The sequence below is a fragment of the Pararhodonellum marinum genome (assembly GCF_015354735.1).
GTDB lineage: Bacteria > Bacteroidota > Bacteroidia > Cytophagales > Cyclobacteriaceae > Pararhodonellum > Pararhodonellum marinum.
In genome coordinates, this window is record NZ_JACEFJ010000002.1 from 267531 (window position 1) to 294323 (window position 26793).

The 26793-nt window shown below is 42.1% G+C and carries 27 protein-coding genes and 1 tRNA gene; 12 read left to right on the plus strand and 16 right to left on the minus strand.

Annotated features, from left to right (window positions below; all coding sequences use genetic code 11):
- Positions 1–33: 33 nt before the first annotated feature.
- Together rlmH and H1A14_RS04925 are read left to right on the plus strand one after the other, a co-directional pair.
- Positions 34–507 carry a 23S rRNA (pseudouridine(1915)-N(3))-methyltransferase RlmH gene (gene rlmH / locus H1A14_RS04920; protein WP_194775111.1) on the plus strand — a complete coding sequence of 158 codons (474 nt, stop codon included), beginning with the start codon at positions 34–36 and terminating at the stop codon, positions 505–507.
- Between the two features lie 134 nt (positions 508–641).
- Positions 642–1454, plus strand: a complete 813-nt coding sequence (locus H1A14_RS04925; protein WP_194775112.1) for a hypothetical protein — start codon at positions 642–644, stop codon at positions 1452–1454.
- Positions 1455–1513: 59 nt separating this feature from the next.
- On the opposite strand, the gene H1A14_RS04930 is transcribed toward H1A14_RS04925, so the two are convergent.
- Positions 1514–4045 (minus strand): M14 family metallopeptidase, encoded by a 2532-nt coding sequence (locus H1A14_RS04930; RefSeq protein WP_194775113.1) that lies wholly within the window; start codon positions 4043–4045, stop codon positions 1514–1516.
- Between the two features lie 318 nt (positions 4046–4363).
- Here H1A14_RS04930 and H1A14_RS04935 point away from each other — a divergent pair, with 318 nt between their 5' ends.
- From H1A14_RS04935 to H1A14_RS04955, 5 genes are all read left to right on the plus strand, one after another.
- Positions 4364–4696 carry an arsenosugar biosynthesis-associated peroxidase-like protein gene (locus H1A14_RS04935; protein WP_194775114.1) on the plus strand — a complete coding sequence of 111 codons (333 nt, stop codon included), beginning with the start codon at positions 4364–4366 and terminating at the stop codon, positions 4694–4696.
- Complete coding sequence (gene arsS / locus H1A14_RS04940) at positions 4696–5742, plus strand: arsenosugar biosynthesis radical SAM (seleno)protein ArsS (RefSeq protein ID WP_194775115.1); 1047 nt, start codon at positions 4696–4698, stop codon at positions 5740–5742. The genes H1A14_RS04935 and arsS overlap by 1 nt, the downstream gene beginning before the upstream one ends.
- Before the next feature lie 65 nt (positions 5743–5807).
- Complete coding sequence (gene arsM, locus H1A14_RS04945; RefSeq protein WP_194775116.1) at positions 5808–6779, plus strand: arsenosugar biosynthesis arsenite methyltransferase ArsM; 972 nt, start codon at positions 5808–5810, stop codon at positions 6777–6779.
- A 21-nt stretch (positions 6780–6800) separates the two neighbouring features.
- Complete coding sequence (locus tag H1A14_RS04950; RefSeq protein WP_228527584.1) at positions 6801–7397, plus strand: DUF6134 family protein; 597 nt, start codon at positions 6801–6803, stop codon at positions 7395–7397.
- Positions 7398–7462: 65 nt separating this feature from the next.
- Positions 7463–8155 carry a TIGR04283 family arsenosugar biosynthesis glycosyltransferase gene (locus H1A14_RS04955; protein WP_194775117.1) on the plus strand — a complete coding sequence of 231 codons (693 nt, stop codon included), beginning with the start codon at positions 7463–7465 and terminating at the stop codon, positions 8153–8155.
- Positions 8156–8215: 60 nt separating this feature from the next.
- Here the strand turns inward: H1A14_RS04955 and H1A14_RS04960 are convergent.
- Positions 8216–8290, minus strand: a tRNA-Val gene (locus H1A14_RS04960).
- A 66-nt stretch (positions 8291–8356) separates the two neighbouring features.
- Positions 8357–9256, minus strand: coding sequence for a M28 family peptidase (locus H1A14_RS04965; RefSeq protein ID WP_194775118.1), 900 nt, complete (start codon positions 9254–9256; stop codon positions 8357–8359).
- A gap of 229 nt (positions 9257–9485) precedes the next feature.
- Here H1A14_RS04965 and H1A14_RS04970 point away from each other — a divergent pair, with 229 nt between their 5' ends.
- Positions 9486–10490, plus strand: coding sequence for an NTPase (locus tag H1A14_RS04970; RefSeq protein ID WP_194775119.1), 1005 nt, complete (start codon positions 9486–9488; stop codon positions 10488–10490).
- 1 nt (position 10491) lies between these two features.
- On the opposite strand, the gene H1A14_RS04975 is transcribed toward H1A14_RS04970, so the two are convergent.
- Genes H1A14_RS04975 through H1A14_RS04985 form a run of 3 tightly spaced genes read right to left on the minus strand, consistent with a single transcriptional unit; the run spans position 10492 to position 13739 of the window.
- Entirely contained in the window at positions 10492–11541 is a 1050-nt protein-coding gene (locus H1A14_RS04975) for a saccharopine dehydrogenase family protein (RefSeq protein ID WP_194775120.1), read from the minus strand.
- Between the two features lie 2 nt (positions 11542–11543).
- Complete coding sequence (locus tag H1A14_RS04980) at positions 11544–11972, minus strand: Dabb family protein (protein WP_194775121.1); 429 nt, start codon at positions 11970–11972, stop codon at positions 11544–11546.
- 9 nt (positions 11973–11981) lie between these two features.
- Complete coding sequence (locus tag H1A14_RS04985) at positions 11982–13739, minus strand: glycoside hydrolase family 9 protein (RefSeq protein WP_228527585.1); 1758 nt, start codon at positions 13737–13739, stop codon at positions 11982–11984.
- A 330-nt stretch (positions 13740–14069) separates the two neighbouring features.
- Between H1A14_RS04985 and H1A14_RS04990 the strand changes: the two genes are divergently transcribed.
- A complete protein-coding gene (locus H1A14_RS04990; RefSeq protein ID WP_194775123.1) occupies positions 14070–14468 on the plus strand; it encodes a hypothetical protein in 399 nt (132 codons plus the stop codon).
- A gap of 14 nt (positions 14469–14482) precedes the next feature.
- Here the strand turns inward: H1A14_RS04990 and H1A14_RS04995 are convergent, their stop codons facing one another.
- Positions 14483–15100, minus strand: a complete 618-nt coding sequence (locus H1A14_RS04995) for a class I SAM-dependent methyltransferase (RefSeq protein ID WP_194775124.1) — start codon at positions 15098–15100, stop codon at positions 14483–14485.
- Complete coding sequence (locus H1A14_RS05000; RefSeq protein ID WP_194775125.1) at positions 15097–15999, minus strand: patatin-like phospholipase family protein; 903 nt, start codon at positions 15997–15999, stop codon at positions 15097–15099. Before H1A14_RS05000 ends, H1A14_RS04995 begins: the two co-directional genes overlap by 4 nt.
- Before the next feature lie 67 nt (positions 16000–16066).
- Here H1A14_RS05000 and H1A14_RS05005 point away from each other — a divergent pair, with 67 nt between their 5' ends.
- Complete coding sequence (locus tag H1A14_RS05005; RefSeq protein ID WP_194775126.1) at positions 16067–16489, plus strand: VOC family protein; 423 nt, start codon at positions 16067–16069, stop codon at positions 16487–16489.
- A gap of 3 nt (positions 16490–16492) precedes the next feature.
- Here the strand turns inward: H1A14_RS05005 and H1A14_RS05010 are convergent, their stop codons facing one another.
- Entirely contained in the window at positions 16493–18334 is a 1842-nt protein-coding gene (locus H1A14_RS05010) for a mucoidy inhibitor MuiA family protein (RefSeq protein ID WP_194775127.1), read from the minus strand.
- 226 nt (positions 18335–18560) lie between these two features.
- Here H1A14_RS05010 and H1A14_RS05015 point away from each other — a divergent pair, with 226 nt between their 5' ends.
- Positions 18561–18704 (plus strand): hypothetical protein, encoded by a 144-nt coding sequence (locus H1A14_RS05015; protein WP_194775128.1) that lies wholly within the window; start codon positions 18561–18563, stop codon positions 18702–18704.
- A gap of 53 nt (positions 18705–18757) precedes the next feature.
- Here the strand turns inward: H1A14_RS05015 and H1A14_RS05020 are convergent, their stop codons facing one another.
- Positions 18758–19525, minus strand: a complete 768-nt coding sequence (locus H1A14_RS05020) for a LytTR family DNA-binding domain-containing protein (protein WP_194775129.1) — start codon at positions 19523–19525, stop codon at positions 18758–18760.
- A 239-nt stretch (positions 19526–19764) separates the two neighbouring features.
- Between H1A14_RS05020 and H1A14_RS05025 the strand changes: the two genes are divergently transcribed.
- On the plus strand, positions 19765–21195 hold the full coding sequence (locus H1A14_RS05025; protein ID WP_194775130.1) for a DASH family cryptochrome: 1431 nt from the start codon (positions 19765–19767) through the stop codon (positions 21193–21195).
- Between the two features lies 1 nt (position 21196).
- Here H1A14_RS05025 and H1A14_RS05030 read toward each other — a convergent pair whose 3' ends face one another.
- The 6 genes from H1A14_RS05030 to H1A14_RS05055 form a co-directional block, all read right to left on the minus strand.
- Positions 21197–21673: a hypothetical protein gene (locus tag H1A14_RS05030; protein ID WP_228527587.1), complete on the minus strand. Its 477-nt coding sequence runs from the start codon at positions 21671–21673 to the stop codon at positions 21197–21199.
- The gene (locus H1A14_RS05035; protein WP_194775131.1) at positions 21670–22269 is read right to left on the minus strand and encodes a hypothetical protein; all 600 of its coding nucleotides are present in this window, start codon (positions 22267–22269) and stop codon (positions 21670–21672) included. The genes H1A14_RS05030 and H1A14_RS05035 overlap by 4 nt, the downstream gene beginning before the upstream one ends.
- Positions 22270–22282: 13 nt before the next feature.
- Positions 22283–23713, minus strand: a complete 1431-nt coding sequence (locus H1A14_RS05040; RefSeq protein ID WP_194775132.1) for a pyridoxal phosphate-dependent decarboxylase family protein — start codon at positions 23711–23713, stop codon at positions 22283–22285.
- A gap of 14 nt (positions 23714–23727) precedes the next feature.
- Entirely contained in the window at positions 23728–24486 is a 759-nt protein-coding gene (locus tag H1A14_RS05045) for an SDR family NAD(P)-dependent oxidoreductase (protein WP_194775133.1), read from the minus strand.
- Positions 24487–24709: 223 nt separating this feature from the next.
- Positions 24710–25873 (minus strand): glycoside hydrolase family 5 protein, encoded by a 1164-nt coding sequence (locus tag H1A14_RS05050; protein WP_194775134.1) that lies wholly within the window; start codon positions 25871–25873, stop codon positions 24710–24712.
- 145 nt (positions 25874–26018) lie between these two features.
- Positions 26019–26717 carry a ComF family protein gene (locus tag H1A14_RS05055; protein WP_194775135.1) on the minus strand — a complete coding sequence of 233 codons (699 nt, stop codon included), beginning with the start codon at positions 26715–26717 and terminating at the stop codon, positions 26019–26021.
- Positions 26718–26793: the final 76 nt, after the last annotated feature.

Below are 26793 nucleotides of genomic sequence, written 5' to 3' on the forward strand. Positions count from 1 at the left end.
TTCATTTTATTAGGTATTCCTTACTTTTAATACATGCAAATAAAACTTTTGGCTGTTGGTAAGACTGACCATCCTGCCATACAAAACCTGATAGAAGAATACTGCAAAAGGTTGGGCTTTTACATTCGCTTTGAGCTTGAAATCATTCCTGATCTAAAAAACAGCAAAAGCCTGAACGAAGCCAAACAAAAAGAAAAGGAAGGGGAATTGATTCTCAAAAAGGTGCAGGCCGCAGATGAACTTGTTCTTTTGGATGAAACAGGCAAATCCTATACATCCATCGATTTTTCTGAATACCTGCAAAAAAAGATGAATGCGGGGATCAAACAGCTTATTTTTGTCATCGGAGGACCATACGGCTTCTCTGAACAGGTGTATCAGCGGGCCAACTCAAAGCTCTCTTTATCCAAAATGACTTTTTCACATCAAATGATAAGGCCCTTTTTTTTGGAGCAACTCTATCGTGCATTTACTATTTTGAAAAACGAGCCTTATCACCATCGATAAGTGCGGCTAGACAATCCTTCATTGCGCCGGAATTTATCTATCAATGTTAACTCAATGTTAAGATTTTGATCTGAACTTGACTCAATGTTAAGTAATTGTTATATTAGGTAACAATTACTTAACATTGGGGAGGAATGGAGAAGATAAAGCAATACTTTTTCACTTGCTGTTTGGGGCTTTGGGGACTTTATGCGCAATCCCAACAAACAAGTATGCCCACCTATCATGATATTTTTGAAGATTCCTTAGAACTTACCTTGTTCACTCAACACCAAGACAATCCTTTTCTGTTGCTTCAAAGTGTAAATCCTCAACAGAACCTTCAGGCAAACAAATGGGAAAAATTATTGGTTAAGCTGGACCGTCAGTTTGAAAAGAAGCGTTCCAATGAAAAATTTTTAAGGAAAGTTTTTTATAACACCCAACGAATTTTGCTTGTAGAATACGAAATCCATTCTGATTTTTCCGGAATGTTAAAAAACGGAGTGTTTGATTGTGTGAGTGGATCTGCTGCTTTCGCCTTGTTGTTAGAGCGGTATGGATATGATTTCAAGTTGATAGAAACCGATTACCACGTATTTTTACTCGCTTACAGTGGAAAGCAAACTTATGTTTTCGAAAGCACTGATTCTCTGAAAGGCTTTAAGGCCGATCAGAAAAATGTTGAGGCATTTATTGCGTCTATGCTTCCTACAGAAAACAACATAGATGATTTAGACCTAAACAGGAGACTTAGCAAACTTGAGACAAACCATGCCAATAAAAAACTTTTTCAAACTGTAGATTTCCAGGAATTGGCCGGCCTGCAGTATTACAACGATGCCATCGACCAATTTAATCAAAAAAGTTACAAGAAGGCTTATTATCAATTGATCAAAGCGGCGCATCTGTACCCTTCTGAAAGGATCATCCGGCTTAAAAATCTGATGGGCCAATTAAACCCCTGAAAAACAAAAAGCGGCTCCAATTGATGGAGCCGCTTTTTTGTTGGGATTCAGGCCTGTTTTTATTTACCTACGAGGAAAATCGCATTCGCCAATATCAGCTTGCCATTTTGCCAGAAGTTCCGGAAACTGGGGTTGTCCACCATATAAATTATGTGGCCCCTTCCCTGGGGTTCCACCCCAAAAGCCAAAGATTCAGGCATTTTAGATTTGACCTTGTACCCAATGAATCCGGTTCTATAGGCTTCATTGCTTGGAATTATACCGGCATTGACCCCTTTGTTGAGGTATGCAAATCGGTTTCCATTATTCTTTAAGGTATAAAACCTTCCATCCATTCCATAAGAAAGGGGGTAGGTGGGATCCATTTTAACTTCAAAAATTGCTCCGGCTGCAAAATTGGAGATGTTCAACCTTTCGGATTCCTGCTGATCTGCAATGCGTTCTTCCCTTTCGATGGCGGCCTGCACTTTTTCTATTTCTTTCTTTTCATCCTCAGAATCATAGGTTCTCAGATCAAAGCCCTCCTTGTTGGCAAAGAAATTCAAGGCACCATCGATCGCGATGACCTTACCGCCTTTGGATACAAAGTCTTTCAGCATCTGCGTGCCTGCATCTCCAAGCCCACTGTAATTTCCTGAAGGCATGATCAGCACATCATATTTACTGAGATCATACCTACCCATCAGGTCATTTTCCAGGATGCTCAGCGGGTAATCCAACTCTTGTTCAAAGAAATGCCAAAGCTCGCCAAAATTTAAAGAACTGACCCCTGTACCACCGATCAGAGCGACTTTGGGAGCAGTAATCAAATGAACATCTCCAGAACCAAAATCCTTGCCTTTGTCCACATATCCGGTGTTGGAAGTACTGAGGGCAATCTGATGTTGATTGGCCAAATCCACCACGGTTTTGTCAAAATCCGCCTTGTATTCATTCCCTCTCCTCGTAATCAACAGGGATCCCCGAGCATAGGATTTTCCCTGAATTTCGAAGGGATAGGCCGCATACCTGACTTTGATGCCTTCATTCAGCAAGGCTGCCAAAAATTTGGCATGAACGGTGGCCGACCAAGGGGCAATATAGGCCAAAGGCTTTCCACTTACCTGATTGCTGTTAAAGGCCGTTTTTTCATAAGCTCTTCCTGCATCCAGCCTGCTTTCTAAAGCATAAGCCTGAAGGCCATAGGCATAAGGAAGTGCCCAACTCGTGATGTCATAGGTAATGCTGTCAGCCAGTTCCGGATTGGGTTCAAAAAGGACTTGGGTCAAAACGGATTTAGGTTGAAAAGCATTGATGACGATGTCTTTGTCAGACACCGCAAAAGAAGCGGATTTGCCCGTCTGGTATTCGTAGCCCCTTAGTCCTGACCTGTTGGGACCCATGCCATATTGAATGCCATTTTTATCCAACAAATTCAGCAATTCAGCCAGTTTTTCCTGGTTTTGATCCCCTTTGATGACAAAGCTTTTGTACTTACCAGTTGGGTTTTGTCGGTTGCTGTTGAAATACTTCTGAAATTCATCCACCACCTTCTCGGCATGGTCGGAAGTCACCTCCACGATGGCCAAGCCGGTAGTGTGGTGGTGAAGAATCCGGTCTTTTAAAGTAAGGGTGTCCCCCTCTGCCGTGTACACACCTATACCAGCCCTTCCAGAGCCCCCTTGTTCTATGGTCATGCCAATGGCTCCGTTATACATGGGCCAGCTGTCACCATAGCTGGGGTAGAGGATGTCGAAGCGCTCTTTGGTAAAATAAAACCATGACTCTTGATCAAAGTATTTGGCAATGTTCCGTCCTACAAGATCCTGAAATTCATGTTGGAAGGCGCTGAGTTGCTTGTGCAAAGGCTCAGCCGCCGGAGGAAAATAATAAGGACTGTCAATGCCCTGCTCATGGAAATCCGTATGTAGATGAGGCATCCACTCATTGTATTTCAATAGCCTAAACTGTGATTCCTGCTGGGTCTGCCATGCCCAGTCTCTGTTCAGATCAAAAAGATAATGGTTAGGTCTCCCACCTGGCCAAGGTTCATTGTGCTCCACAGATTGCCGATCAGGCTGCATTCTTTTATTCTTTTTCTGGTTGTACCAATTGGAATACCGGTCTCTGCCATCGGGGTTCATACAGGGATCGATGATCACAAGCGAATTTTCCAGCCACTTTTTGGTGGCTTGATTGGATGGATTGACCAGTTCCCATAGGGTCATCATGGTGGCCTCAGAAGATACGGCTTCATTCCCATGGACATTATAGCTGAGCCAGTTGATGGCCACCTTTTTGCCGGTAGGGTTGCCCTCCAGCATACCGATCCGCTTTAGGTTATCCTGACGGATTTGTTCCCTGTTGTCCATGTTGGATTTGGAGGATACAAATGCCAAAACCAACGGACGGAGCTCATAGGTCTCCCCATATCGCTCCAGTTCTACATTGTCATTATTGGCTGCTACATGCTCAAAATAGGCGATGATTTGGTGATGCGGTGTGAAACGTTCTCCCAATTCATAGCCCAGAAACTCTGCAGGGCTTTTGGTTTGGGCAAAAACAAGCTGCAGAGGCAGCAGCATGAACAAACTGAAGTAAATTTTTCTCATTATTGAAGATTGAATGATACGACATTGAAATGAAGCCCGAAGATAATTCCTTTCGCTTAGCTAAACCAATTCCTTTTCAAATACGGCTCAATTTATTTTAAAAAGCAAGGTATTTGGTTTTAAGGCATCATCATCACTGAGCGTCGCTAAGGCGACAAAATCAAAAAAAACACAATCAGGCAAATCTACCCTCTATCAAATTGTCGTATATTGAAATTCATAGAAAAGGAATATGAAACAATTCCAATCACATCCTGTTTTTCAATTTTGGCTGGCAAGCTTGAAAAACTAATACTAATCACCACAAAAATAAATTCCATGAAAACATATTATGATCCCGAAGACCTCAAAAAATTTGGCAAAATTGCTGATTTTCAAAAACCCTTAGCTGACAAATTTTTCGATTATTATGGTGCTGTATTCCAGGAAGGTGCTTTGACTGCAAGAGAAAAATCCCTGATCGCACTTGCAGTAGCCCATGCCATCCAATGTCCTTATTGCATCGATGCCTACACGGTCGATACCCTTGAAAAAGGATGCGATGAAGAGCAAATGATGGAAGCGGTGCACGTAGCTGCTGCCATTCGGGGTGGGGCTTCTCTGGTACACAGCACCCAAATGATGAACAAAGCGAAAGAACTATCCATGTGATGAAGTCATTAAAGGCAAGATCCAATCAATTTTCCAATCCCGAATATGAGTTGGAAGTACTGGAAAGTACTGAAAACGAAGGACAACTTTTTTCAGATAAGCTGGCAAATGTGGGCTTGTACCCGTTGAAACCTACCCAAATAGAGATTTTACAAATCAACATGGGTAAAATGTGCAATCAGGTTTGCAAGCACTGTCATGTGGATGCGGGTCCGGACAGAAAAGAAATCATGACCCGGGAAGTCATGAAAGCTTGCCTTCAGGTCATCCGGCAACATCTAGTCAAGACAGTGGACCTAACCGGTGGCGCTCCTGAGATGAACCCGGATTTCAGGTGGTTTGTGGAAGAAATCAGGAAAATCAGCCCATCCATCAAAATCATCGTCAGGTGTAACCTGACCATCATTCTGGCCAATCCCAAATACCATGATCTTCCAGAATTTTACAAAAAACACCGCATTGAGGTCGTGTCTTCCTTACCTTATTTTACGGCCATCAAAACAGACTCCCAGCGGGGTGAGGGTGTTTTTGGAAAATCCATCAAGGCTTTGGAAATGCTGAATGAAATCGGATACGGAATGCCGGATTCCGGCCTGATCCTTAACTTGGTCTATAATCCAGCAGGGGCTTTTTTGCCTGCTGCTCAAAGCGCTTTGGAAGATCAGTTTAAAAAGAAGCTCTGGGACCTATATCAAATACAGTTCAATTCCCTTTTTGCCATCACCAATCTGCCCATCAGCCGCTTTCTGGAATACCTGGTCAGCAGTGGCAATTATGAAGGATATATGGAAAAACTGATGGAGGCCTTTAACCCTGTGGCTGCGCAAAATGTCATGTGCCGCACTACCATTTCAGTTGGCTGGGATGGGTATCTGTATGACTGTGACTTCAATCAGATGCTGGACTTAAAAGTAGCTGCTCAAAACAGCCAGCACATCTCCACCTGGAATCAGCAAGCCTTGACGGGAAGGGAGATCATCGTCAGACAACATTGCTTCGGATGCACTGCCGGGGCAGGGTCCAGTTGCGGTGGAGCTACTTCCTGAGGTTAAAATGCAGAAACCGGCAACAATCGAAACTTGTAAAAAAATCACCCCCATTGAAATCATCTATGAAAGATTATTTGGATACTACGGTAGATGTTTACCGGCAGGCAGCCCTTACCCCGGATGTGGGGCTGTGTTGTACCACCACACCGGTTTGGCAATTGCCTGGTTTATCCATGCCCAAGATCATGTTGGAAATGAATTATGGCTGTGGTTCCACGGTCAATCCCAGAGATCTGGTCAATGAGCCCACGGTACTGTATGTAGGCGTCGGAGGTGGCATGGAAATCTTTCAGTTTGCCTACTTTTCCCGCAAAAAGGCGGGAATAATCGGGGTGGATGTAGTGGAAGAGATGCTGCAGGCCTGTGATCAAAACCTGTTGGAGGCCGAAAAAAACAATGAGTGGTTCAGCAGGGATTTTATTTCTCTAAGAAAAGGAAATGCCCTCAACCTGCCCTTAGAAGATGCTTCTGTGGATGTTGCTGCACAAAACTGTCTCTTCAATATTTTTACCAAAGAAGACCTGGAGAAAGCGCTAAAAGAAATGTACAGGGTCCTGAAGCCACATGGTAGATTAGTCTTGAGTGACCCGGTTTCCGAAAACCCCATTCCTGACAAGCTTAAAAATGACGAACGCCTGCGTGCACTTTGCCTAAGCGGTTCCTTATCCCTTAGGGAATATTTGGATATGATTACAGCAGTGGGATTCGGAACAGTGGAAATCAGAGCCAAACGCCCCTATAGAATTCTGGATCCCTTGCATTACGGTACGGAAGCCCTGATTTTTCTTGAAAGTGTGGAGGTCTGTGCCATTAAAGACCCTATGCCATCGGATGGACCTTGTATATTCACGGGAAAAACTGCCATATACTTTGGCAGAGAGGCCTATTTTGACGATCAAAACGGACATACGCTAATGAATAATCAGCCTTTGTCTGTATGTGATAAGACTGCCTTGGCATTGAAAAAGCTGGATAGAAGTGACATTTTCATATCAGATTCCACCTTTTTTTATGACGGGGGTGGTTGTTGTTGATTTAACGGGATGGGTGAGGAAATGAGATGTTTTGTTCTCTTTTGTGTATTGTGTTTTGCAGGTTGTGCAACGGCTACTGCCCAGCAAACAGAGGATACATTTGCCATCAAGGTGGCGGGAATAAAAATCGGAGAGGTACAAGCCACTGCCATTCAGGACAATGGCAATACCAGTTACATCCTGAACAGTGAAGTGAATTTCTGGTTTTTTGGCAGGGTTAAAGTGGATGTGAAGACTTTTTCTGATTATGAAAACGGGAAATTTATCAAGTCTAAGGTCACTTCCGTTTCCAACAAAGGGGATTATCAATCAACTATTGAATGGGTGGAAAATCAGTATCACATCAATGCGGAAACCTATCGTTATGCCCTCTTGGATTCTCTGGAAAAACCCATGCATTTTTCAGGCATCCGGATGTACTTTGAAGAGCCTGTTGAATTTAAAGAAATGATTGCTGAAAATTATGGTTTGGTCAGCCCCATCAAAAAGATCAATGATGCATATTATCAGGTGGAAATAGACGGAAACACCAACCGGTATTATTATAAGGAAGGCAAGTTCGAAAAAGCGGTGATGCAAAGCCCGATCAAGAATTATGTGATCCAACGGATCAACTAATGGCGTATATGCTGGTATCAGGCCCATACTGAGGAAAACCCCACCCTATGATAATGATGTAAATTATGAAGCTAAGTGTGATCATCCCGGTGCTGAATGAAGCCAAAAACCTGAGTCGGTTGATTCCCTTTATTTTTGAAAATGGGAGCCATTCGGTAGTGGAGGTAATCATGGTGGATGGTGGTAGTGTGGATAACTCTGTAGAGACAGCTAAAAAACTCGGGGCCAAGGTACTTCACAGTCCCCAAAAATGCCGGGCTACCCAGATGAACCTCGGTGCAAGAGCTTCAAAAGGGGAGGTTTTTTATTTTGTTCATGCCGATACCCTGCCTGTGGCCACGTTTGTATCGGACATCGAGGCAGCCTTAGAAGAAGGTTATATGGCCGGATGTTACCGGTACCGGTTTGACTCTGGACGAAAAATTCTGAAAATCAATGCCTACTTTACCCGCTTTGACAGATTGATGTGCAGGGGAGGAGACCAGACACTTTTTATCCTTAAAGAAGTTTTTGAGGATGTGGGGGGCTACGATGAAAAGTATACCATCATGGAGGATTATGATTTTTTGATCAGGTTGAGAAGAAAATATGCCTTTAAAATCATTCCCAAAAACATATTGGTCTCCGCCCGAAAATACGATCACAACAGCTGGCTGAGGGTGCAGCTTTCCAACCTGACGGTATTCATGATGTTCTATATGAAACGGTCTCCGGAAAAGATGAAAAAAACCTACCAAAACCTACTGGATTACAGGTGACGTTGGGGTTTTAGGAGGGGAAAACCGGCTGTTTGATGATAGTGAGGAGTGAAGAAATAGTGGGTCGTATCAGATTCGAACTGATGACCTCTGCCCTGTCAAGGCAGCGCTCTAAACCAACTGAGCTAACGACCCTTTGTGCTGCGAATATGCTAAAATTTTTCCAAAAATCACTTTTTACCGTGTATAAATCCTAAAAACCTATTGCGCATCAAATTCCCTTAAGGCTTCTAAAATGGTTTTTACCGCCTCAAAATAGAAATCCTGATCTATGTTTTCAAACGTATCTGTAGGCTGATGATAGTCTTCATGGTCTTCCACCCCAAAATAAATAAAAGGGATCCCTGCTGCATGAAAAGGACCGTGGTCAGATGCCTGACTCCAATCTTCCTTACCCGTTCCAGGAATATCTTTTCCCAGTGTTAAATTGATCGATGCATTTTTTGCCACATTTTCAAGGGGTCTTTTCAATTCTGGATAATGATGGGTGCCTACCGCAAAGAGTTCCTGATCCTTACTTCTACTGACCATATCTAAATTTACTACCAATTTGATTTGAGACTTATCAAAAGGGAAATCTTCCAACAAAGCTTTTGCCCCATGTAAGCCCATCTCCTCCGCATCCAAAGCTGCAAAAATCATAGAGTGCAGGGGTCTTTCGAAAGAAAAATATCCAGCCAATTGCAACAATGCAGCGACTCCGGAGGCATTATCGTCAGCTCCTAAAAAAACCTGCTCATTGATTTTTCCCAAGTGGTCATAATGCGCCAAAATCAATATAATATCTTCTTTTTCACTTCCTGCTACAAATCCAACAAGATTGACCGCCTTTTCATAAGTGATTTTTTCTTTTCTGTTGTAAAAGTTAAAATGCTGGGTGAAATCAGGAAATTGACTGGATAGCCCTAAGGAATCAAACCTATCTTTGATGAATTGTTGGGCCAGTACATTTCCCGGTGTCAAGGTTTTTCTCCCTTGAAGTTCATTGGAAGCGAGGTATTGCAGATCCGTCAGCAGCTGTTCTTTGTTGATCTCTTGGGAGAAAAGAACTTGAGGACCGAAGAAAAGTATTAAAAAAAACAGTTTAAGGGGGTTTCTCATAATGATCAAATTAATGCTTCGTTAATTAACGTATATTGGTAAGGAATTTGTTTGCCACAAAATCACCTTTTGGTAATTCATCCGTCTATTCCTTTCTTTATTATTTGTCGCAATATGTTTTTATCGGTCATTCAAAAAAAATGCCGATAAAACAAGAAAGGTGATAATACCACAAATTCTGGTGAATTAGCGCTGAATTTACTAAAATTGGCTCATGCCTCTCAAGAAAATGACAAAATATATCTTTGCTTTAATCGCTTGGATTTGTACTCCCCAAATCGTTGCTGCTCAAGGCACGCTACCAGAAAATTTTTGGGATGGCAAGGCCATTGTACTGGTGTCGGCTGCTCCAGACGCAAGACCTATTTTAGATTGGCAGGATATTTCCAAAGAAATTCATTCTTCACTTTTAGACGCCGGCGGTGACCCGGTGGCTTATTATGAACTGGAGGACATCATCCTTTCGGAAGAAATACAGGCTGGCTATGCGAATGTTTTTAACCGACGGCAAATCAAAAACATCATCATTTTATCTCGGACCAGCAATGGACAAATCCACTTAAACATAGGAAGCTACACCAAAGACAAAAATATCCTCAGTCCAGGAAATATCTGGAGCACAAGCGCACCTACCGTAAAGGAAGTTGGTGAAAGAGTGAAAGCCGCGGGTACCAATCATAAAAGTCAAAATCTGCTGGCAATAGATGTACCCGAATTCCTTTCTGCTTCGGGGCCTGGAGGGCTCAGTGGCGAAACAAACCGTTTTATTGCTCGAAATCCTTTAAATCTGGAAACCTTTAAACTTGGTATTCCCCTTTCCGGAGTAGCAGGAGAATCTGCCTTGCTGACTTCCTTTAGATATGACCTACTTGGTAAATCAGCAGCAGCGATAGAAGCGGAACAACAAGCGGAAAGGGCCGGCGTTGAAGCAGTCGTCAAAAACTTTTATCCACATCAAGTGGAATATTTAACCAGTTTTAAATCCGATCAAGAACTTATTGGTGAACGCGTTCAGTTTGTTCTGGTCAAAGTAGAGGGCAGGGAAGCTGACTTGATGGAAAGTATGGGGCTAAATTCCTCAGATTTAGCTGACAAAAACAGGATTGTGATCAAATATTACATCCGGTTTCTGGTGAGAAATGAACTTTATGTAGGCCCTAAATGGGATGCTGATCCCAATTGGAGAGTGGCCTTGACCAATTTTCTACAAAACCTTCAAATAGATACCCGATAGGCTATTGTTCCAGGAAAGACGACCCTTCTATTTCAAGGATGAGGTCACTTCCGAAACAAGCAGCAGGTGTATGAAAACCAACGGGACCTTTCTCCAAAACCTTCTTTATAAGGAGGACTGACATTTTCGCTGTCAACAAATAGCCTTCTCTGGTCTGTAATCGCAGACTATGTTTTTTTCCTTGACTGTTGCTTACCTCACCCCAAATTAAAGAAATTCCGTTTTTATTACTCTCCCGTGAAGGGCCGGTGATTTTTTTATTGATGTATTTTTTGATGGTATTTTTTACCCATTTTGTTCGCAGGATGGGGTTGAACAAGCCTTGAAGTTTCAAAAAGCGGAAGGTGCTTTTTGAAGCGGCAGTGAAAACCGTGATGTTGAGAATACCTGTGGTGTAAAAAGAAGTCACCACATCTCCCCAAGGAATACTCATACAAAACAGCTTCTTGAGTCCAAAATCAATGTATTTTCCTTTGGATCCAATTGGATTGTTTACAATCTTTCCGTTTTCCCTTATGGCCCCAGAATTACCGAGATTCTCTACCATGGTCAGCATGGTACCGTGAGAAACTCCTCCACCAAGACTGGCGAATGCCAACTCAAGGTGAGTGGCATCAGGCATGGCTTTGTGAAGCCTTTTGGCCATGCAATCAGTAGGAACGATGTCAAATCCAGCACCTGGCATCAGACATATCCCTGATTTCAAAGCAGCCTCATGATGTTTACTCACCCAATCAAACACAGGAATCTCCCCGGTGATATCCAAGTAATGAGTTTTACTTGCTAAACAAGCCTCCACCATAGGCTTGGCGGTTTGGACAAAAGGCCCAGCTGCATTCAATACCAGATCGATCCCTTTGAGCCCATTAATGATTTCATCTTTGTTTGCCAAACCAAAGATTCTGAAATCCAGACCATGTTCGCTGGCCAAAGCTTTCGTTTTCCCCGGATTCCTACCCGCCACTATCGGGTTTAAGCCGATGGCTAAAGCTTCCTCTATGATAAGTTTCCCAGTATAACCATAGGCCCCATAAATTAAGATCCGACCCATACTTATTGAGTGGTCCAATAATCCACTACCAGTACATCTTTCAGGTAGGGCTTCAGGACCTCTCCGAAAGCCTTGTGGTCTGGATGAGGGAGATAAACATATCGATCGGCTTCACTTTCAAAAGTCAGAAAAAAACAATGGGTAAAACCTTTGTCCAATCCTTCCGGACTGTTGTTGGTACCCCATTCGAAGCCTTTGATTTGGGGGATTTTTTTGGGCAAAGCTTTAAAAGCATCTTCCACCTCTTTTACTTCAGCCTGAGTAGTTCCTTCTTTAAAGGAAAACAACACCACATGCCGCAACAAAGGCTTATTGTCTTTCTTTTCCTTGACCACTTCTTTTTTTTCCACTTTTATTTCTTCATTTTTTTCAGCCGGCCCACAACTCCAAAGTAGGCATACAGCAAATGTGTAAATCCATGCTTGCTTCATTATATTTGATTATTTATTAGGTGTTGCGTTTCCGAAATGTGTCATCATCAAAATTGCTCCTGCAGTTCCATCCATGGTAGGTTCATTGGTGGAATAATCCCCAACATCATCATGGTAAACCACATGGTTGTTTTGAAACCGACTAAACTTATCCGTTTTTTCCAGTTTCAAACCCAAAAGACTGTTGTAAATAGACGCATATACAGGCCCGTCCACCAATCCTCCCTTTACTTCCAGACCTTTAAGCACATATAGACTGGTATGAACCTCCACCGGAAATTCTCCCCCTTCCGGTATTCCAGTAAACATGCTCGTTCCCCATGGATTTCTTCCAAAAAGCCAATCTCTTTGGGCCATCAGGAACGAATCAAATTGTAGGTCACCACTCATTTTTTCGTAGAGAATCGTTTGTGTAATCAGGCTGGTCAACAGGTTATTGGAACACCAAATAAAGGGTACACCAACATGAAATGGGTTTTTCTCAGCCCTGGATAGTGTGTGTTCAATTCCATCCCGGTAATACATCTCCAAGGTATCCTTAAAATTCCTATCTACAAATTCATGCAGTACAAAATGCCCTAAATTTACAAATGGGTACAGTTGGTAATGAGCAGCGGTGTCTTTGACTGTCCATGAATCGATGGTATTGGACTTACGCGCATACACTTTGGCTTGATTAAGATAAGATTCATCCAGGGTCAGCTTGTAAAGTTCTGCGGCTCCCCATTCCATATCATCCGCCCAAGTCTCTTCATTGTATCGGTAAGGTGCCCCATAACTGTTGCCTTGCTGAAAGCCTTCCTGCGCTCTTCCCAATGCATATAGGGAGAGGGCTGCCTGATGGCATTTGGCTGCGAAGGCTGGATCAATCTTTTTCCAAATCCTAGCCGCTATGGCCATGGCTGCGGCTGATCTTCCTGCCAGATTGGCGATTCCAGTTGCTACACTTTTGTATTGTTGGAGTCCTTGAGGTTGTCCAGTGGCAAAATAAGCTACCCTGTAACTGTTTTCTCCCCAACCATAATCGGCATTGTCCTGGTTGGGTATTTTGAAACCTTTGTGATCCCGGTCATCTGCTACCTGATGAAACAATTGATCAGGGGCTGGATGCATCTTGTGAATCCAATCCAATCCCCACTTTGCCTCATCCAAAATATCCGGTATTCCATTGGCCCCATGCTGTCCCAGGTCATTGTGCTGATCATCAAATCTGTCAGGATACATTTCAAAGGCTTTCAGCATATGGGCGGTGGCATAACTTCCGGTAATGAGGTATTTCAGCTGATCTCCCGCATCATGCCAGCCTCCAGTTACATCCACGTAAGTGCTATCAGGCATTGGACCAAAAAAAGTCCGCCCATCTTTGGCATGGCAAACCATGTCCAAGGTCGGGTTATATCCGCACCTTTGCTGACGCATGAATTCCAGGAGATTTTCCTGATAACCCATATAGGCCGTTTTTGAAATGGAAAATGAAGCTGAGCGGTAATTTTGGGATGGACCTTTCAGATGATACTGTCCTTCTTCCTTAATGGAGGAGAAATCAATTGCGCTGTAGTACTTGAAATTCCCCCACCCAGCCAGAAGCTTCCTTGGTTGAAATGTCCCTGCTGCCTTACCGGTTTTCTCATCAATCAGGGATACCTTGCCTCGAATGGGTTTATCGCTAAACAGAATCGCCTCCTTTTGATCATCTGGTAGATATCCCACTTGATTGACCCTAAAGTGGATTTCTCTTTCCTGTGCGTTTGCAGGAATTGCAAACAAAAGAAGAGATAAGCAACAAATTAGTAATAGTAAGCTGAATCGAACATTAAAGTGCATAGGTCTTCGCCGTGATTGAATGGATTCCAGGGTACTTAGGATGGGAAGGATCAAAATAAACCAATCCCTTGGAATTTCCTATACTTCAGGTAAGATTGGAAATAAATACTGATAAAAGGCTTCCAAAAAATTAGGATGGAGAAATTTAAAGACCTAGGGAAAAAAAGAAATTTGTGGTACTTTTAATAGAAGTCCCATGCAGGAATTTCTAAGCAAGGCAAAGGATACCCATACTGAACAATGTTAATAAATCCCAACTTAGGCACTCAAGCTATGAATAAAAAAAACATACTTTACGCAATTGTCCTCAGTGCTTTATTCATTCAAATTACGTCATGTAAGTCCTATCAAAATATCAAAGCTTCTCAAGATCTTCCGCTGCAGGTTCAGGCGCTTGAACGGGGTGACCAAGTTATGGTGGCCCACCAGGACGGGAGTCTTTATCTATTGGATTTTGAACAGCTTATGGATGGAAAGCTTATGGGGATGGGGTTCCAGAAAACCCAGAATAGAATCAAAGCCGAACCGAAGCTGATGCAATTTGAATTAGATGAGATTCAGGCCATAAAAGTAAAAAGAACCAGTGCTGTTCAATCATTTATCCTGGCAGGCGGCATCGCCTTGGCTGCAGTGGGAGTATTTGCACTAGGCTCCTTGGCGGGATGGTTTTGACCCTTATTTGCAATCTATCCTTTCTCCATAACCAACACCCCCATTGCCCGCTTTCCATGAACCAATACAGATTTGGGCTGTTCTAATTCCTTCAATCGGTAAAAATCCAATAATTTTTCCAAAATTTCTTGTGTCAAAAGATACCTGTCGCTGCCGTCAGGCAATTGATAAATTCCATTTTGAAGGGGAAGGGCTAATTCTTCCATTCCACCAAAACCAGTTGTCATTCTTAAAAAAAGCAAGCCTCCGGTCTTTAAAACCCGCATCATTTCCTCAAACATCCTTTCGAAATGATCGTGGCTATCGGCAAAATGCAACACGGCAGAACTCAACACAGCATCGAAAGCACCATCATGGAAAGGTATCTCTTCCACTTTTGCCCTTTGAAACCGAAGTGTATCATAGGATTTTTGGATGGATTTAGCGGTCAATCTTACCATCTGAATCGCCAATGGATCCTGGTCAATTCCAAAAACTTGGTACCCTTCATTCAAAAAATAAATGAGATTTCGACCCTCTCCACAACCTGCATCCAGTATTTTCATATCCTTGCTAAACCTTCCTTTCAGGATCTGATCTAAAAGATAGATATCGATATTTCCCAACAACTTATTTAGATCGCTTACATTCATTCCTTTACCAATCCATTCTTAATCAAAGCCTCCTCAGTTAATTCCTTTCCAATTTGAATGATCTCAGAAGCCCTGTAAAACTCAAAAGTGCCACATTGACGCCTGGACACTTCTACCAAAAGGTCCAATGCATATTGCTGTACCAACAAATCGGACAACCTATCCTGCATCATGTCAAAGGAAAGGTTCATCAGATCCAGAAATCCCAAGCTCTTCGGTTTTTCTTTAAGCTCTTTTTCTTTGGGAAAAAACTTGCTCATTTTTGCCTGATATTCTACGACCCAAGATGGAACGGCCATGATGGATTTTTCAGATTTGGTAAACTTGGGTGGTTCAATGAAACAGGACAAAGGGGCATTTACATCAGAAGCCATCAGGTAATTCGCTTTGAAATTCCTAGCCAAGTCAAGCGGTATTGGGTTCATCACACCCCCATCGATATAGTCTGATCCACCAAAATAGGCCGGCTTGATGACAGTAGGTATAGAGGCAGATGCCCTTATTGCCTCAAACAAGCTGCCTTGGTAAAAAACCTTTTCGACACCAAGATTGATATCCACCGCATTGCATAAAAAGGGAATGGGTAACTCCTCTATCTCTCCGTCTCCAACAAAACCCTTGATGACATTAAATACTTTTTCTCCCTTGATAAATCCCCTGCTTGAAAAAGTAAAATCCATAAGCGAAAAAACATCAATTCGATCCAAGTGGCAGATCCAATCCTTGAACTCCGGCAGCTTACCTTTGGCATAAACTCCTCCGATCAATGCCCCCATGGAACATCCGGCAATGCCCCTGATAGAAAATCCAGCTTCCTCCAACGCCTCTATGACCCCTATATGCGCCAAGCCTCTTGCTCCCCCGCTTGACAGTACCAAAGCAACGGTTTTTTTCTTCATGCGCATTTTACCACAATTATCATATAAATTTGCTTCTGGAAACAAGCAAAACAAAATTACATCAATTATGGACCAATTCAAGCCTTTTCACCTGGCCTTTCCTATTAGGGACATTGAGGAAACCAGAGAATTTTACGGCAAACTCCTTGGCTGTGAGATCGGAAGAAGCACGGAAAAGTGGATCGATTTTAATTTCTTTGGACATCAATTGTCCGCTCACCTGAAACCTGAGGAACTCGCTGCTTCTCATGCCAATGAGGTGGATGGAAAACAAGTTCCGGTCCGTCACTTTGGAGCCATTTTGCCTTGGGAAGAATGGCATGAACTTGCTGATAAGCTCAAGGACGCAGGTATGGAATTTATTATAGAGCCTTATATCAGATTCAAAGGGGAAACCGGCGAACAAGCCACCATGTTTTTTATGGACCCCAGTGGCAATGCGCTGGAATTCAAATCCTTTCAGGATCCCAGTCAAATTTTTGCACCTTAGCACTTACTCCAATATTACCCGTTCTCTCTTAGGATATTTTACTTCATATTGCAGCTTAAGGTCTTGTTGTTGTTGTCCCGGGATATCCAATTCCCATCTTATTTCACCGGTTTCTGGTTCCAAGTGGCCAAGGGAAAGTTCGGTGGCTAGAACACCTATCTCACTTATGGCAGCAACCGGAATCTGATCAAATAGAATCAATCTGATAGCTTGGGATTTTTTATTTCTCACCAAGATATCAAAACCTCTGGTTTCAACTTGATTCGCCCCTATGGTTCTTCGTTTACTATATTCATCTACCTTGTTTCTTGCTAGAAGGATGTTTCGATCCCTGCCCAATGAAATGTTCAAGGTGTCAGAAAAGTTTTTGACGTCCAAGATTGTCCTTCCGATATATGCTTTTTCAAAATAGAGATTAGCCTCTCCTTCCAACAGGTTGTATTGATCCCAGTTAATGATCTTGGCTACCAAAAATGCATCTTTGTCTATCTTGGGAATGGCATAATACTCATATACAGTTTCTATCTCTAAATTTTTTAAATCTACGGTGAGAGCTCGCCCATTGGAAGCCACACTGTAGGGTTCCTCCACTTCAAATTCAACTGAGGTTTGATTTTCTACAGTGATGGTAGTAACCGATTGTGCCATTTTCGGTGCAGGTCGGACATTAACCCCGGCCACGCGTCCCTGAAGGTTCCTTTCATTGACACCATATCCTACCACGACAAGTTCTTCTAGATCTTGAGTATCTGGTTCTAAGCCAACAGTTATCTGAGGACCGGAGATAGGCAGCTCCTGAGTTAAAAATCCAACAAAGGAAAACCTTAAACTTCTTGCATCCTTGGGAAGTGTAAGACTGAATCGCCCCTGAAGATCTGTGACTGTACCTAGGGTACTTCCGGGAATCTGAATGTTTACTCCTGGAAGCGGCATTTGATCACTTAGATCGTAGACCACCCCGCTGATACTCCCTTGTGGACCCCTAATACCCAAGAAATCATCTTTGGAATAAATGGTGTTTCTGGCATAATTTAACCGCCAAGGCCTTAGTTCGGGAGCTACACCGCTTTGGTTGGGATTACCATTGGAAAACGTCAGTTTAACTTTTTCCCAGTCTATCCCTGTATTTTGATAGACTTCTGCTTTGTATTGAATATTAAGTGGTTTTTCAATGTCATCCACCCTGATGTCATATTTTGGGTACCAGCCTGCATTTGATACCAAATAAGAAAACTCTATTTTAGCCTCTCCTTGTACACTGGCTTTCAGCTTTATTTCAATTTCACCGCTAGGTTTCCTTTTTGCGCTTTTAGTATCATTAAGCTGTTTTTGAATTTTTTCTTTTTGTTCTAAAAGGGCTTTTTGGTCCTGTCTGATTTTTGAATGCTCTGTTTTAATCTGAGTCAACTGGGTTTCAAAGAAGTTCAGGGCCTCATTCAATTGTGAAATGGTTGCCCCATTGTTCACACCGCCCAGCGTTTTATTGGCATTAAGCAGACTTTGTTTTTCATCTAAAACCGCTTTTCGGGAATCGATTTGATCCAGTTTTTTGTCTAGGTCAGCCAATTCTTTTTCAAAAATTTCCTTTTGCCTGTCCAATTCCAACTCTTCAAGGTAGTTGACCTCATGGTTTATGGCTAGCACTACAAAATCTCCCATGGCATTGACTTGTATGCTTTTGGGGTCTAGGTATGGGGAAAGGCCTTTAATTTTTAGGGAGGTTTCTCCAGAGTTGAGGCGGGTTTCACCTTTCCGGTAAATCTGTGCCCCTTCTCTGAAAACTGTAACCTTTTCAATGTTGGTTTTGATAGCAATTTCTTTGGTCTGCTGAGAAAAGCTTATCATTGGGAGCAAAATCAATGAAAAAAGGAACAAGCGGGATCTTGAATTGATCATAGAAGTTAGGAAAAAGGATTAAGCCGATAGTTAAAAAGATAAAAGGATTTTTCAAACTAAATCATTTATTAATAATCTCTATTTCTTGAAAAATGTTGGTTTGCTTTTCAGACAAAAAAATAAAGAGCGATGCCGCAAGGACACCGCTCCCAACCTGGTTGAATAGGTCTATTGGGTGATTATAGCAACCTTTCTACCAGATGTTTTTGAAGAATTTAAAATTAATGAGGCTAAGATGGAAGGAACACCATCCTTATTGGAATACAAAGCAAAAACTAAAGAGGTTAAGAAAAAAATGGCTGTGGCAGAAAAAGAATAAAAATTGGTGTGTATATAAAATTTGTGGTGAAATAATAGGTTTGAGTGGCGAAATTATCCGTCAACCAAATTTTTTATCCTTTCGAAATAGGTAGAGGAAACAGGAATCTCTTCTAACACATGATTTAAAACCAACGTTGCGTTTTGTTTGTGGCCTTTAAGTTCTTTGATATGAAAGGGATCTATCATGTAACTTCGATGACAATTGGCCATAAATGGCGCTTGATCTGCCAATTTCTTCAGCGTGGTTCGCATCATGATCGCGTTGACTTTTCCATCGCTGCCCAAGTAGAAAATTTTTACATAATTGTCCATAGATTTGAAAAATAGCAGTTGATTGTCCGGCAGCGTAAGCCGATCCTCTTTGTTTTTGCCGATCAATTGGATTTCCCGGTTTTCTAGCGCTGTCTCTTTGATCAGTACTCCTTGCTTCTTCCGGATGTAAAAAAGAACGGGCTGAATAAGTATGGTAAATGGCAATACAAATTGGATCCCAAATGACATTAAATGATTCCAGTATAGTTTTTCATGTTTGATAATGCTAAGGTCATAGGCATAGATTAAAATGCCAGTCAAGGCAAACAACAGAAAATGATAGGTAAGTTCGGCCCGCAAAGTCCACTTTCTTTTTATCCTAAGTACCAACTCCCTTTCAATGACAATCAATGGTAAATCCACTATTAAAACACAAAAACCATATCCCATCAGCAATAAATTCCTGGGCCTTATGATTTTCAAACCTATGTCATAAGGTTCCATAAAAATTAGAATAAAAGTCACAACCACCATCAAGCCCACACTCAATCCCAGTCTTTTAGACAAAAGGAGTACATATGGAAAAGGTTTGGTTAAAAAATGACCATTCATAGCAAATAAAGCACGTGATGAGAAACGATGATCGTAGATTTATGGAAATTGCCTTTGCGTTAATTTTTAATTCTTTGTGTTAAAGAATTTACTATCAATTTAGCCAAATATTTATGAATTGGTTTTGAAAGGCCAGTTTTATTATTTTAATTTTTTGCAAAACACTTTCATTAAACAACCTGTTCTAAATCCAAATGAAGCATCATAAAGTGATAGTTTGGTTTAGGAATGACTTAAGGCTGCATGATCATGCAGCCTTATTTTACGCCTGTGAAAACGCCGAAGAAGTAGTCCCTGTTTACTGTTTTGATCCCAGGCACTTTGCCCCGACTTTTCTAGGGTTGCCTAAAACTGGATCGTTCAGGGCAAAATTTCTTTGGGAATCTGTAAATGCCTTGAAGAGGTCTTTAATTCAAATAAAAAGTAACCTGATCTTGCTGGTTGGTCATCCTGAAATTGAAATTCCGAAATTAGGAAAATCCATAAATGCCAAATCCATCTATTTTTCTCAAGAAGTCACCGATGAAGAAATAAAAGTGGAAAAAGCACTGGAAGAGAAGGCATGGTCTGAGGGAATAGGAACTGAAAGCTACTGGCAACACACGCTTTACCACCTAGATGATCTACCCTTTCCAGTGAACCAAACTCCTGAGGTTTTTACCCAATTCAGAAAGGTCTGTGAGAAAATGTCAGAAATCAGGCCTACATTGCCTTTTCCAAAAATTCCTGTCTTTCAGGAAAAGAAGTTAGCCAATACTGATCTGCCATGCAAATCCCAATTTGGTATAGAAGAGGAAAACCTCTCATCTAAAGCTGTTTTGGCATTTAAAGGAGGGGAATTGGAGGGGCAAAAAAGGCTGAATCATTATTTCTGGACGACAAATGCTTTAAAGTCCTACAAAGAAACCAGAAATGGGTTGTTAGGTGAAAATTATAGCAGCAAATTCTCCCCTTGGCTTGCTTTGGGATGTCTTTCTCCACGATTCGTCTACCAAGAGGTAGTCCGATATGAAAAGGAACGGCATAAAAACCAATCCACGTATTGGTTGATTTTCGAACTGATTTGGCGGGATTATTTCAGATTTATCTGTAAGAAACACGGCAATAAAGTTTTTCAGATTCAAGGCATTAAAAATCAGCTAGGCGATTGGGAAAGAAATGAAGCTGTCTTTGAGAACTGGAAGAATGGATTGACGGGGGTTCCCTTCGTGGATGCCAACATGAGGGAACTCAATCAGACTGGTTTCATGAGCAATAGAGGCCGTCAGATTGTAGCCAGTTTCTTGGTCAATGACCTTAACATAGACTGGACTTGGGGAGCTCAATATTTTGAATGCAAATTGATCGATTATGATGTATGTAGCAATTGGGGCAATTGGATGTACGTTGGCGGCGTTGGCAATGACCCCAGAGAAAATCGGTATTTCAACATCCTAAGGCAGGGGAAAAACTATGACAAAGAGGGGGAATATGTAAGGACTTGGGTTCCTGAGTTGCAGAAAATAAAAGGTTTTGAGATCCATAATCCCCACGAACTTGACAAGCAAGCCTTGAAACAGAATGGGATTTCCAAGCTGGAAAACCAATATCCCAGTCCTTTGGTTTCTTTCAAAAGATGGCTTTAGCCTAATTCCTTATTCCTTCTGCAAAATAGTTTTTTTTCCACAAGGTCCTTGAAATTAAGTTGGTAGCATTCAATATGTCATAAATATTTTTGGGTGAAAATGGCTGAATGGTAATTTCGAAATGGCCATTTCTGTCTTTTTGTACTTTAAGGTCATATTTTGTCTTGAGCTGAAGCAAATCTTTAGGGAAAAAAATCCTTGAATGGGGAGGATTAAAAGAAGCATGGTCAAAGCCAAACCGCAATTTCTGGTCGTTAAAAAAATGGGCAATCTGATTCTCATTGAAGGTGCCTTCCTTCAATTTAAGTGAGGATTGTTTCAGAAACTTTTGGTTAAAGCAATGTGTCAGCTCCAATCCCCCCTTTTTGATGACATATTTGATGTCGGCCTCTGCTGATACAGTCAAAGGCAAGTTGTTTTTGAGGGCCAGAAACTTCCACAGGTTATTGATCCTTTGGAGCTCCATGCAAATGGTCATTTTGGGTTTTCTATCAATCGAAAATAGTCAGCACAAGTGATGCGGAAGGCATCCCTTTCTTCTTGGGTTTGAAGTATTTCATGCCAAATGCCCTCTATTTCTACCTCAACATACGCATTATTCAGGACTAAAGGGTACAATTCTTCCACAAAATGAAAATGGGCAAATTTGTCCCCGTTGTAAAAAACCAACTCTCCTTCTTCCTGAATCATTGCATCTCTCCATTGAAGTCTTAAAGGAGAAGCGGAAGTCAACAATTCATTAGGCTCCAAATAAATGTAGGCCTCATCCTTGACTCGGTTGATGATGATGGAAAGGTTTAGCAATGGTTTTTCCTTCGATTGTACCCTTTTTCCATATCTGTAAATGTTCATTTTTGCATCGGCTCTTCCTTCAGCATCATAGTATGCCATTCTGATGTTTTTAAAGTAAAGTCTGCTGGAAGAAGTGATAGACATGATTTCCTCACCGGAATTCCTTGCCCTTTTTTCATTAAAAAAGGAGAGCAGCAATACCAGAAACAAAGATCCCAAACCAAAAATCTTGAGGATTTTGATCATTTCGGGAGAAAAAGTATCATGGGTTGATCTGGGCATATTGGTAAAAAGGCTAAGGGAGGTCTATTGGGGTTATAGAACCAAGCTTTTCCAACAATAAACTCCAGGCTTCCTGGATATGTTTTTCCTCAACGTCTGTTTGCCCAATGACCCATCTGATCACAAATTGGCCATTCAGTTTGGTATGTGAAAAGAAAGCTTCCCCAGTTTGGTTGACCGCATCCATCCATCGTGCATTGAAGTCATTTAACTGGTCTAGAGAGGCATTTTTCTCCACATACCGAAAGCAGATGGTATTCAAAGGAACTGGTGCCACGATTTCTAAACTGCCCTCAGCCTCTATCCAGCTTTTGGCCAGTTGGGTAAGTTGTAAATGGAAATACAACTTATTCCTAATACCCTGTAAACCGTATGAGCGAATAACGAACCACAATTTCAAAGCCCTAAATCTTCTTCCCAATTGAATTCCCCAATCCCTGTAGTTGTTTACCTCCCCATCCGAAGCAGTTTTCAGGTATTCCGGGGTTAGGGAAAAGGTGTTGACTAGATATTGAGGTTCTTTCAGGTACAGTAGCGTACAGTCAAAATTGGTAAACATCCATTTGTGCGGATTGAAAACATAGCTATCAGCTTTTTCATGACCCTTGATCATCCATCTATACTCGGGCAGCAATAAAGCCGTCCCTGCATACGCCGCATCAATGTGGTGCCATATTCCAAATTGTTCACATACATCGGAAATGTCTGCAACGGGGTCAATGGCGGTCGAGGAAGTGGTCCCAAGTGCGGAAACCACACACAAAGGAGTAAAGCCCGCAGCCAGATCCTCCTTAATGGCCGATTCCAAGGCTTCCGGAACCATGGCAAAATGTTCATCTACCTCAATTCTTACCAAATTTTCCTTACCAATGCCTGCCACCATAAGCGATTTATCGATAGAAGAGTGGACATGCGTCGAACTGTAGACCCTGAATTTTCCATAACCATCAAAACCCTTTTTATTGATTTGATACTTGGAAAATTTCTCTCTCGCAGTAAGCAAGGCACACAGTGTAGCTGTTGAAGCAGTATCCTGAATCACTCCTTTCCAACTAGGGTCCAAACCCTTTGCATCCCTCAGCCAGTCTGCCATCCTTTCTTCCAATTCAGTCGCTGCAGGTGAGGTAAGCCAAGACATGCATTGAGCCCCTAATGTGGCGGTCAGCATTTCTGCCAATACAGATGGAGGGGAACTGTTGGCGGGGAAATAGCCAAAAAACTTGGGATGTTGCCAATGGGTCATCCCCGGAAGGATAATCGAATTGAATTCGGACATGATTTTATTAAACGCTTCTCCCTCATCAGGTGCTTTTTCGGGCAGTTTGCTCTTGATAGACCCAGGTTTGAGGTTGGGGGTAACAGGAAAGGAATCCTTCTTTTCCAGGTAATCGGCCATCCAATCAACCAGTTCATGAGCGTGTTTGCGAAAATCCTTCGGGTTCATTTTATCAGTTTCTATCAGTGGACATAGGACCCCGCATTGATATCAATGGTGCAGCCAGTGGCATGGTCAGCAAGGCCTGAACACAACAAGGCCACCATGGGTGCGATATCTTCAGGTTCAGTCAATTTATTCAAGGCAATGTCATTCAAGGCAAAATGTTCCCCATAGCGGCCCAGGATGTCCTCTGCCATGTCGGTCCTGGTAAACCCTGGAGCCAGAATAAACGCCTTGATGCCAGATTTACCATAATACCGGGCTATGGACCGGGTAAGGCTGACTATACCTCCCTTGGAGGCTGCATAAGCGAGGTATTCCGGCGTATCTCCACGGAAAGCCGCTCTGGAAGAAATATTGATTATTCTTCCATTTGTGTTTTTTATGGCCAGCTCTACAAATTCTTTGCAGATAATGGCCAAGGCATTCAGGTTGACGGCCATGGTTTTTTCCCAGACACTGAACCAATCCAAGGTATCACTGCTATCGGTTACACCTATGGCTATCCCGGCATTGTTCACCACGGCATCTATTTTCCCAAACTTTTTTACCAGACCAGGCAACCATCCTATGACCTGCTCAGTTTGGGCAAGATCGCAGGATACCACGATTGATTTATGGGGAAGGGATTGCTGTAAAGCTTTTGCGGCTTCCTTGTTCTGATGGCAATGAATAAGGATCTCTGCCCCAGCTTCAGATAATTGTTGCGCAATCGCTTTGCCAATACCTCTGGAAGCTCCAGTGACCAAAATGCGTTGTCCTGAAAGGTTAATATTCATGGATGAAAGGGTTAGAAATGATAAGATGGATAAGTTAATCACTCTCACCTAAAATTAGCCAATTTTTTAGGCTTCAACAGGTTGAATGTTTTGATCTTTGTTGAGCTTGCCCAAAATTTCAGTATATGTTCAAGACATCTTGGCATGAAAGGGTTGGATCTTTCCAAAGATCAATGGTCATTTGGAAAAGATAATCACCTTGAGTAGAAATTTATTATTGCTTTTAAGCATGTTTCATCAAAAGATTCAGAAACTTTCTATCCAGTTTTTGGCCATACCAATCTTCGTAGGCCACATCATTTCTGCCGGAGTTCAACACGCCGAAGCTTCCTGAGAACTCCCAAATTCCAAACCCTATCCCATTTTCATCCAAGATATCAAGTACATCTTCAAACCAAGCCAAAAAGACATCATGGGGTGTTTTGCTATATGCCCCACATTCTCCACAATGTACACCAACTCCTTTTTGCATTAATGCTATCCAAGGTGCATAGTGTTTTTCGAGGTTTTCCCTGCTGTATTGAATTTCATTGATCTTTCCCGGCCATTTGGGATCAGGCAAGCTTTCTGGGTCTTTGTATACCCACGGGGCCGCATGGTGGGATATGGCGTGTGGATAATAGCCCCGGCAGCTTTGGGCCAAGTCCAATCCAGAAAGTTCAGGGACTGCGGTTCCTCCACCATTGTTCCCATCTGCTATGACTACTCTTTTTTTATTGATGCCTTTGATGGTATTTAAAGCTGCTTCAGCGACCCTGTAATAATCCCCAACCGGAACAGGACCCCCTGGGGAATGTTGATCATTGGGATCTTCCCTCATAAATGGTTCATTGACCAAATCAAAGCTGAGCTTTTTGTGGGATACATTTTTGTAGCGTTTGGCCCACATTTCCCAATGGGCGCAAAAGGCATCCAGGGCTTCCTGGTCTTTCCATAGGTTATAGGGTTCCACAAAGCCTGCATTGATACAAAACCCAGGAGCCCTATGCAGGTTTAAACTGACATGAAGCCCGTGTTGGTGGGCTTTTGATATCAACCGGTCGATTTCTTCTAGACGCCTTTCATCGAAATTGAGCACCTCATCTGGCCGAATGGGCTTGGACCGGTCAAAATCAAGATAACTGGGATAAGAGATGGGAAGTCTTACAAAGTCAAATCCCCAGTCTGACATCCATTCAAGGTATTCATCAGGATTTTTGCGTCCTTTATCCGCTTCAGGAGAGAAAAAGTCCAACAGGTTAAAGCCCCTCCATTTTGGAAGTTTGTTTGTGGGTTTGTACATGTTGGCCGCTTGAAGCCATTGAGGGCTACTTAGGCCTATTCCTGCGCCGATCAAGGCAGATTGTTTTAAGAAAATTCTTCTGGTGTTTTTTCTATACTCAGACATAAGGTTATGATAGGTTCAATCTTGAAATTATAAAAAAATGCATAAAAAACCTCGATACTCTTTGCTGGAAAAGAATCTTCGATAAAAGACGCTAAGTAATTGCTTAATATTTCAAGTACCTTTTGGATTAGATCTAAAACACCATTTATTGTCCTCCTGCTGCAATGACGGCAAAATCTACCGACTTCGCTCCCGCAGCATAAAGCACGTTGGCGCAAGCTGCCAAAGTAGCTCCTGTAGTGAGTACATCATCAACAAGCAAAACGTTTTTGTTTTGAAGGCTGCCAACATCATTGACTTTGAAAGCATCTTGAACATTGACCAACCTTTCAAGTCTGGATTTTTTGGTTTGGGTTTCTGTCATTTTTACCCTAATCAGTTCGGTTCCTAGCCGGATATCCAGTATTTCAGAAAGGCCACAAGCAAATTTCTCACTTTGGTTGTATCCCCTTCTTTTGATTTTCATGGGGTGGAGCGGAACAGGGAGGATAACTTCCCAGTGGTCTTGGAAACCAGTTGACTTAAGCAATTCTCCGTAAATCCGACCTAGCTGAATGCCTAGTTCAGGTTTGTTCCTGTATTTCAGTTGATGCAGCAGTTTTTGGCTCATCCCCTTTTTGGTAAACCTGAGAAAAGACATCACCAAATTGGGTTCAGCTAATCCTAAAATCTTGATTTTGAGTTCGTTATTCTGAGGTCTCAAATGATAGGAAGCAATAGGTAATTTTGCCTCACACAGCTTACACAACTGGTTTTCAAAGCTGAAAAGACTCCTCTTACAGACGCAGCAGGTTCTCGGAAATACAAGGGACAAAAAATCTTCCCAAAAAGTGAAACGCTTCATGAAAAAGGCTTGTTGGTTCTAATTCACAGGGAAATACCTGTTATATTTGCTAGTTAATTCAAACATACCTTAAGTT

Bases quoted from the DNA above. Each gene is read 5' to 3' on its own strand.
- rlmH (WP_194775111.1), top strand. From the start codon at position 34: ATGCAAATAAAACTTTTGGCTGTTGGTAAGACTGACCATCCTGCCATA.
- H1A14_RS05025 (WP_194775130.1), top strand. From the start codon at position 19,765: ATGAAGCATCATAAAGTGATAGTTTGGTTTAGGAATGACTTAAGGCTG.
- H1A14_RS04995 (WP_194775124.1), bottom strand. From the start codon at position 15,100: ATGAATGTAAGCGATCTAAATAAGTTGTTGGGAAATATCGATATCTAT.
- H1A14_RS05005 (WP_194775126.1), top strand. From the start codon at position 16,067: ATGGACCAATTCAAGCCTTTTCACCTGGCCTTTCCTATTAGGGACATT.
- H1A14_RS04930 (WP_194775113.1), bottom strand. From the start codon at position 4,045: ATGAGAAAAATTTACTTCAGTTTGTTCATGCTGCTGCCTCTGCAGCTT.
- H1A14_RS04950 (WP_228527584.1), top strand. From the start codon at position 6,801: ATGAGATGTTTTGTTCTCTTTTGTGTATTGTGTTTTGCAGGTTGTGCA.
- arsS (WP_194775115.1), top strand. From the start codon at position 4,696: ATGAAGTCATTAAAGGCAAGATCCAATCAATTTTCCAATCCCGAATAT.
- H1A14_RS04965 (WP_194775118.1), bottom strand. From the start codon at position 9,256: ATGAGAAACCCCCTTAAACTGTTTTTTTTAATACTTTTCTTCGGTCCT.
- H1A14_RS04975 (WP_194775120.1), bottom strand. From the start codon at position 11,541: ATGGGTCGGATCTTAATTTATGGGGCCTATGGTTATACTGGGAAACTT.
- H1A14_RS04980 (WP_194775121.1), bottom strand. From the start codon at position 11,972: ATGAAGCAAGCATGGATTTACACATTTGCTGTATGCCTACTTTGGAGT.
- H1A14_RS04925 (WP_194775112.1), top strand. From the start codon at position 642: ATGGAGAAGATAAAGCAATACTTTTTCACTTGCTGTTTGGGGCTTTGG.
- H1A14_RS05040 (WP_194775132.1), bottom strand. From the start codon at position 23,713: ATGAACCCGAAGGATTTTCGCAAACACGCTCATGAACTGGTTGATTGG.
- H1A14_RS05030 (WP_228527587.1), bottom strand. From the start codon at position 21,673: ATGACCATTTGCATGGAGCTCCAAAGGATCAATAACCTGTGGAAGTTT.
- arsM (WP_194775116.1), top strand. From the start codon at position 5,808: ATGAAAGATTATTTGGATACTACGGTAGATGTTTACCGGCAGGCAGCC.
- H1A14_RS04955 (WP_194775117.1), top strand. From the start codon at position 7,463: ATGAAGCTAAGTGTGATCATCCCGGTGCTGAATGAAGCCAAAAACCTG.
- H1A14_RS04970 (WP_194775119.1), top strand. From the start codon at position 9,486: ATGACAAAATATATCTTTGCTTTAATCGCTTGGATTTGTACTCCCCAA.
- H1A14_RS04990 (WP_194775123.1), top strand. From the start codon at position 14,070: ATGAATAAAAAAAACATACTTTACGCAATTGTCCTCAGTGCTTTATTC.
- H1A14_RS04935 (WP_194775114.1), top strand. From the start codon at position 4,364: ATGAAAACATATTATGATCCCGAAGACCTCAAAAAATTTGGCAAAATT.
- H1A14_RS05045 (WP_194775133.1), bottom strand. From the start codon at position 24,486: ATGAATATTAACCTTTCAGGACAACGCATTTTGGTCACTGGAGCTTCC.
- H1A14_RS05000 (WP_194775125.1), bottom strand. From the start codon at position 15,999: ATGAAGAAAAAAACCGTTGCTTTGGTACTGTCAAGCGGGGGAGCAAGA.
- H1A14_RS05055 (WP_194775135.1), bottom strand. From the start codon at position 26,717: ATGAAGCGTTTCACTTTTTGGGAAGATTTTTTGTCCCTTGTATTTCCG.
- H1A14_RS05035 (WP_194775131.1), bottom strand. From the start codon at position 22,269: ATGCCCAGATCAACCCATGATACTTTTTCTCCCGAAATGATCAAAATC.
- H1A14_RS05010 (WP_194775127.1), bottom strand. From the start codon at position 18,334: ATGATAAGCTTTTCTCAGCAGACCAAAGAAATTGCTATCAAAACCAAC.
- H1A14_RS05050 (WP_194775134.1), bottom strand. From the start codon at position 25,873: ATGTCTGAGTATAGAAAAAACACCAGAAGAATTTTCTTAAAACAATCT.